The following is a 6,254-nucleotide window of genomic DNA, read 5'->3' on the forward strand; positions in this document are numbered from 1 at the left end:
AATGTTAAAATTACTTTGCTTGAGGAGCATTCATGGAGACTCTCCGGCATGATGACGGCGCCGCCGAAAAGCGGCGCGCGGCGCTGGCCTCGCTGTTCGCGGCTCTTGCCCTGACAGCCCTGAAGCTTGCGGTCGGCCTGTATACCAACAGCCTGGGCATACTTTCCGAGGCCTTGCACAGTGGTCTTGACCTGCTGGCCGCGGCCATGACCCTGGCGGCGGTGCGCATTTCCACCCGCCCCGCTGACAGCCGTCATCCCTATGGACACGGCAAAATAGAAAATCTTTCCGCCCTGGCTGAGACGCTGCTGCTGTTTATGACCTGCTTTTGGGTGCTCTATGAAGGCGTGCATCGACTGCTGGACGGCGTCAGTCCTGTTACGCCTTCGCTCTGGGGGGTGGTTGTCATGGCTGTTTCCATGGCCGTTGACATCAACCGTGTGCGTATTTTGCGCAAGGTGGCCCGACAATACAAGAGCCAGGCTCTGGAGGCCGATGCCCTGCATTTCGCAACCGACATCCTTTCTTCGGGTGTGGTGCTGGTCGGCGTGCTGGCCGTATGGCTCGCCTCCGCCCTGAATCTGCCGGAACCGCTCTATCGGCTGCTGGCCCAGGCCGACACCGTGGCGGCCCTGATAGTGGCCCTGCTCATCTTGCGCGCCAGTCTGCGCATGGCTGCGGAATCCATCAACACGCTGATGGATTCCAGCTCCACAAAGGAGAGGGGGGCAGTAATCAAAGCCGTGTGGAGCGTGCCGGGCGTCACGGACGTGCGGCGGGTGCGTTTGCGCAGCAGCGGTTCGCAGACCTTTGTGGATCTGACCATAGGAGTGGAGCCGGGCATACGTGTCCGCGACGGGCACAAGCTGGCCCATGAAGCCGAGCAGGTCGTGGCCGCCATTTTGCCGGGCGCGGATGTGACGGTGCATGTGGAACCTCAGAGCGCGCGCGCCGGAAAAGAGGACAACCCCTTTTCTCTTGTGCAACGCACGGCTTCGGAGCATGGCTTGGCGATACATAATGTGCATGTGCTGCGAACCGGGGGGCTGTTTCATATTGAACTGCATGTGGAGTTGCCCGGCGACCTGCCGTACGCCGAAGCCTACGCGCGGGTGCGCCCCTTTGAGGAGGAACTGCGCCAGGCGCTGCCCGGCGTGGAGGTGGTCAGTCATCTGGAACCAGAGAACGCGGCCAGCGCTTTACACGCCGGAGCGGCCGTTTCCATGCCTCTGGCCGAGCTGGCCTGGCGGGAAGTGCAAATAGCGGTGGAAAATGAGCCCTTGCTCTGTGATCCGCATAAATTTTCGACCTACGAATTGCCGGAGCAGGGTATCTGCATTTCTTTTCATTGCGGAATCAGCGGCAAACTGAGTGTTGAGGAGGTTCACAGCATTTGCGTACGGCTGGAAAAGCGCCTACGCGGCGCTGTGCCGCCACTGGGCAGGATAATTGTTCATGTGGAACCGGACAGCGTCACGGCCTCGCAACGGACGAGTTGACCTGAGCCAGCCTTTACTCGCTTGTGGCCGGCGCGCTGTCGGCATCCGCAATGCCGGGAACGGCGATTTCAATCAGCGCGCGCCAGAGCTCCTCCATGCCCAGACGGCTGCTGGAAGAAGTCAGGAGTGGTCTGACAGCCAGCAGATCATGCCATTCCCTTTGCCGCAAAGCGCGTTCACGCTGTTTGCACTTATCGGTCTTTGTCAGTACGGGCAGCAAGGGGAGGCGGCATGCGCGGGCAAAGGAGGCCAGCTCCAGATCAATCTTCTGCGGAGGCAGGCGGCAATCCAGCAACAAAGCCAGAGCCTTGAGCGTTTTGCAGTCAGAAAGATAGTGCTCAAGCAGTTTCGCCCAGTTGCGGCGTTCTTCATGACTGGCCCTGGCGTAGCCGTAGCCGGGCAGATCCACCAGATAAAAATGCTGCGGCTCCACTCTGTAAAAATTGACGGAACGCGTTTTGCCCGGCGTGGCGCTGACCTTGGCCAGTTTTTTGCGACCGGCCAGGGCATTGATCAGGGAAGATTTGCCTACATTGGAGCGGCCGGCCAAGGCAATCTGCGCATCACTCAGGGCCAGAAGCTGATCCAGCGTATAGGCTGTCGTCTCCAGAGTAAGGGTGGCGGCCATAAAAACCTCATGTAAAACTTGAGCTTTAGATATTGACAAACGGACGGTTTTCAACAAGTATACTCAATTCGGAACAACAAACGGTCGTGAAGAATCACGCCCGGCATACGGTAGCCGCTCTCGCGCCGCTTGGCAATTGAGTTCGGCGTTATTTTCGTCCATACAGAACATGCAGCGGCATGGCAGGAGGAACACATGTATTCAACCACCGATTTTCGCAAGGGCCTCAAGATCGAAGTGGAAGGCATCCCTTACGAAATAGTGGATTTTCAGCATTTCAAGCCCGGCAAGGGCGGCGCAATGGTTCGTACCAAGCTGCGCAACATACTCACCGGCCGCATGCAGGACATCACCTTCCGTTCCGGTGAAAAAGTCGGCAAGCCGGATATGGAAACCCGTGACATGCAGTTCCTCTATCGTCAGGATGACGAACTGATTTTCATGGATATGACCAATTACGAGCAATTGCAGATGCCCGCCGCTTCCACCGGCGGCAAGGAAGGCTTTCTCAAGGACGGACAGGAATGCCGTGTGCTGCTCTACAAGGGCAATCCCCTGGATATCGACATTCCGTTGAGCCTGGTGCTGGAAGTGACGGAAACCGAACCCGGCGCCAAGGGCGACACCGTGAGCAACGTAACCAAGGCCGCCAAACTGGAAACCGGCATCACGGTGCAGGTGCCGATTTTTGTGAATACCGGCGACCGGATCAAGGTGGATACCCGCACCAAGGAATATCTGGGGCGGGAATGATTTCAGCAGTGTTTTGTCCGGGAGGATAGCCCTACGGACGCACATAAATTCAGCCGTGAACTCTTCGGCCTTTTTTTGCTCTTTTGGGCCTTGCTGCTCTTGCTCAGCCTGGTCAGCTTCGACTCCAACGATCCCAGCCTCAATCATGTGGTCAGCGGGGCCGGGGAAGTGCAAAACAAGGCCGGATTGTTTGGCGCCTACGCGGCGGGCTTTCTCAACGACGTCTTCGGAGTGGCCGCCTTGCTCTGGCCGCTTGTCTTCGGCGCGCTGGGTGCGGCCTATGTTTCCTCTTCCTATGCCATGCACTGGTGGCGATGGTGCGGCTTTTTCCTGCTGACCGTCTGTCTGCTGGTCATGGGCGCGGCATGGGATCTCTCTTTGGGCGATCTCTGGGGGGGCGGCATGGTGGGCAGGGCCCTGCACACTAACGCCAGCCGTTATCTGAGCCCCGGCGGCTCAGCGCTGCTGTGGCTTTTTGTCCTTCTGGTGGGCCTGCAACTGGCCTGCAACATTTCCTGGTTCAGCCTGGCGGCGCGCCTTGGCCATTGGCTGCGCGGCGGATTTGCTGGGCAGTTTTACGGCAAATCCCGCGATGTCGAAACAGCTTCTGATGCCGAAAGTTCACCCTGGTTCCGGCAACTGCCGCGCCCGCGCCTGCCGCGGTGGAATTTTCTGGCCCAGTGGCGGGACAGGCTGGGAAATCTTCGCCCCACTGCGGATTCGCTGCCTGAAGTTTATGAAGATACGCCCGCAGAGGCCTGGGAAAAGCGGGGCGCGTCCCCTGCTTCGGAACCTGTGCGTCCCGCCTCGCCCTCTGTGGATGAAGACAATGACGACCCCTTTGCGGTGACGGAAGACCTGGGCATCCCGCCTGCCGGTGCGACGCCGAAGAGGGAAGAACCTCCGGCGGAAAACGCGCGGGCGCTTTCCGCGCCAGAGGCGGAAGAGCCTGCCGCCCCGGTCGCGGAAAAGACGGAACCCCAAAAACGTGTCTGGGGCAATCTGATTACCGCCGCGCTCGGCAAAAAGGCGCCTGTGCCGCTTCCCTCGCTGGATCTGCTTGCGCCGCCGCCAAAAGCCGCCCCCGGCGGTCGCGAAGACCGCGAGGGCAAGGGCAAGGCATTGATGGCCTGCCTCAAGGATTTTGACATTCAGGGCGAACTGGTGCGCATTACCCCCGGGCCGGTGGTGACCATGTATGAAGTGCGTCCCGCCCCCGGCATTCGCGTCAGCCGCATAGCCAATCTCAGCGATGATCTGGCTTTGACGCTCAAGGCCATGGCAGTGCGCATTCAAGCGCCTATTCCCGGCTCGGATACCGTTGGCATAGAAATTCCCAATGATAACCGTGAGACGGTTAACTTTAGGGAGCTGGCCGCCTCTGAGGCCTTTCGCAAGGGTTGTGGCCCGCTGACCATGATTCTCGGCAAGGACATTGCGGGCAAGCCTTTCATGGCCGATCTGACGCGCATGCCGCACCTGCTGGTGGCCGGCGCTACAGGCGCGGGCAAAAGCGTTTGCCTCAACGGCATTCTGATCAGCCTGCTCTACCACACCCAGCCGCAGGACATGCGCCTTTTGCTGGTGGATCCCAAGCGTATCGAAATGGCTGTCTACGCTGATGAGCCGCATCTGGTTCATCCTGTGGTCACAGAAATGTCCGAGGCCAAAAACGCCCTGGACTGGGCTGTGCACGAAATGGACCGCCGCTACGAATCCATGGCTCGCCTGGGCGTGCGCAATGTGGCGGGCTTCAACCAGAAGCTGGCGGCATTCAAAAACGAGCTGCCGCCCGATTTTGCGGATCTGGAGCCATTGCCCTATCTGGTCATTGTCATTGACGAACTGGCTGACTTGATGATGACCGCCGCCCGTGAAGTTGAAACAAGCATTGTACGTCTGGCCCAATTGGCGAGAGCGGCGGGCATTCACATGATTCTGGCCACACAGCGGCCCAGCGTGGACGTGGTCACCGGTCTGATCAAGGCCAACTTCCCTTGCCGCATTTCTTTTCAGGTCACTTCCAAGCATGACTCGCGCACCATTCTGGATCAGGTGGGGGCAGAGCATCTGCTGGGGCGGGGCGACATGCTTTTCAAACCCAGCGGCGGCCGTTTGCAACGCCTGCACGGGCCTTTTCTGAGCGATGAAGAAGTGCAGTCCGTTGTGCGGCACTGGAAAAGGCATCTGAGCCCTTCCTATCAGGTGGACTTTGCCCAGTGGAACGTGGAGAACGCTTCAGGCCAGGGTACGGGCGGTGGCGGGGATGCGGCCCAGGATCCTCTCTATGCCGAAGTGCAGGCCTTTGTCAGCGAACAGGGGCGCGCCTCTATTTCTCTGGTGCAGCGGCGTTTCAAAATCGGCTTTAACCGTGCCGCCCGTCTTGTGGAACAATTGGAGATGGATGGCATTATCGGCCCGGCTGACGGCAGCAAGCCCCGGCCTGTGGTCAGATAGCACACTGATGATTCAACGGAGGTTCCATATGCGCAGAGCCGGCATCTTATGCCTAGCGGGCATTGTGTTTTGCGCGCTGTTTTCAGTCTCTGCCGTCGTGGCGGCTGATCTGGCTTCAATCATCCGGCAGCGCTATGAAACATTGAAGTCTTTCTCCGCGGAATTTGAGCAGACGCTCACGCACAAGGAAAGCGGCTCGGTGGAACGGCGGCGGGGCAGCCTGCTGTTTCAGAAGCCCCTGCTGATACGCTGGCAGACCGCCAAGCCGCATGAGGAAACACTGGTGGTCACTGCCAAGGAAATTTGGGATTACCTGCCTGACGAGGAGGTGGCCTACCGCTATCCTCCAAGCCTGGTGCGCGATTCGCGCAGCATTATTCAGGTAATTACCGGCCAGGCGGCGCTGACCAAGGATTTTGAGGTCAAGCCTGAAGGCGATGAGCAGGGCTTGGCCAGGTTGCGCCTCTACCCCAAAGAACCCGCGCCGCAGATGGTGGAAGCCCTGATCTGGGTGGAGCCGGACAGCGGCTGCATTCGCCGGGCAAGCATTGTGGATTTCTACGGCAATACCAATGAGGTTCGTTTTCTTTCCTTCAAGGCCGATGCGCGTCTCAACGCTGCCGATTTCAGCTTTACGCCGCCCAGGGGCATTGATGTGGAAGATCGCATTGACCGCGATGTGCCGGAGCGGGAACTCTTCAAATAAGCCGGCATGCGCAAGTGACAGTGAAGGCATCATATAATTCGGCGCGAAGCCGGATTGTGGGATGAATTTCGCTATATTTTATGGCTCTTGACTAGCTGAGATGGGCTAAAAAGGTTATCCAGCTAGTCATGCCAATGAAAAACAAGTACGCATATCGTTCAAGAATTTCTGAGGCAAAAATTCGGCAACTTGTGGAGCTTTTTTCCGTTGG

General features: G+C 58.7%; 5 protein-coding genes and 1 pseudogene. 5 read left to right on the forward strand and 1 reads right to left on the reverse strand.

Features of this window, described 5'->3' with window-relative positions; all coding sequences use genetic code 11:
* Nucleotides 1–32 precede the first annotated feature (32 nt).
* Complete coding sequence (locus ACQRA4_RS13360; protein WP_427823554.1) at nt 33–1,499, forward strand: cation diffusion facilitator family transporter; 1,467 nt, start codon at nt 33–35, stop codon at nt 1,497–1,499.
* A 13-nt stretch (nt 1,500–1,512) separates the two neighbouring features.
* Here ACQRA4_RS13360 and yihA read toward each other — a convergent pair whose 3' ends face one another.
* Nucleotides 1,513–2,127 carry a ribosome biogenesis GTP-binding protein YihA/YsxC gene (gene yihA / locus ACQRA4_RS13365; RefSeq protein WP_427823555.1) on the reverse strand — a complete coding sequence of 205 codons (615 nt, stop codon included), beginning with the start codon at nt 2,125–2,127 and terminating at the stop codon, nt 1,513–1,515.
* A gap of 195 nt (nt 2,128–2,322) precedes the next feature.
* Between yihA and efp the strand changes: the two genes are divergently transcribed.
* From efp to ACQRA4_RS13385, 4 genes and pseudogenes are all read left to right on the forward strand, one after another.
* Nucleotides 2,323–2,880 (forward strand): elongation factor P, encoded by a 558-nt coding sequence (gene efp / locus ACQRA4_RS13370; RefSeq protein WP_427823556.1) that lies wholly within the window; start codon nt 2,323–2,325, stop codon nt 2,878–2,880.
* 75 nt (nt 2,881–2,955) lie between these two features.
* The gene (locus ACQRA4_RS13375) at nt 2,956–5,337 is read left to right on the forward strand and encodes a DNA translocase FtsK (RefSeq protein ID WP_427823557.1); all 2,382 of its coding nucleotides are present in this window, start codon (nt 2,956–2,958) and stop codon (nt 5,335–5,337) included.
* 28 nt (nt 5,338–5,365) lie between these two features.
* The gene (gene lolA, locus ACQRA4_RS13380) at nt 5,366–6,043 is read left to right on the forward strand and encodes an outer membrane lipoprotein chaperone LolA (RefSeq protein ID WP_427823558.1); all 678 of its coding nucleotides are present in this window, start codon (nt 5,366–5,368) and stop codon (nt 6,041–6,043) included.
* A 134-nt stretch (nt 6,044–6,177) separates the two neighbouring features.
* A pseudogene (locus ACQRA4_RS13385) lies at nt 6,178–6,254 on the forward strand (IS1595 family transposase); the annotation flags it as partial.

It is taken from the genome of Desulfovibrio sp. SGI.169, assembly GCF_050313595.1.
In the GTDB taxonomy this organism is placed as follows: Bacteria; Desulfobacterota; Desulfovibrionia; order Desulfovibrionales; family Desulfovibrionaceae; genus Desulfovibrio.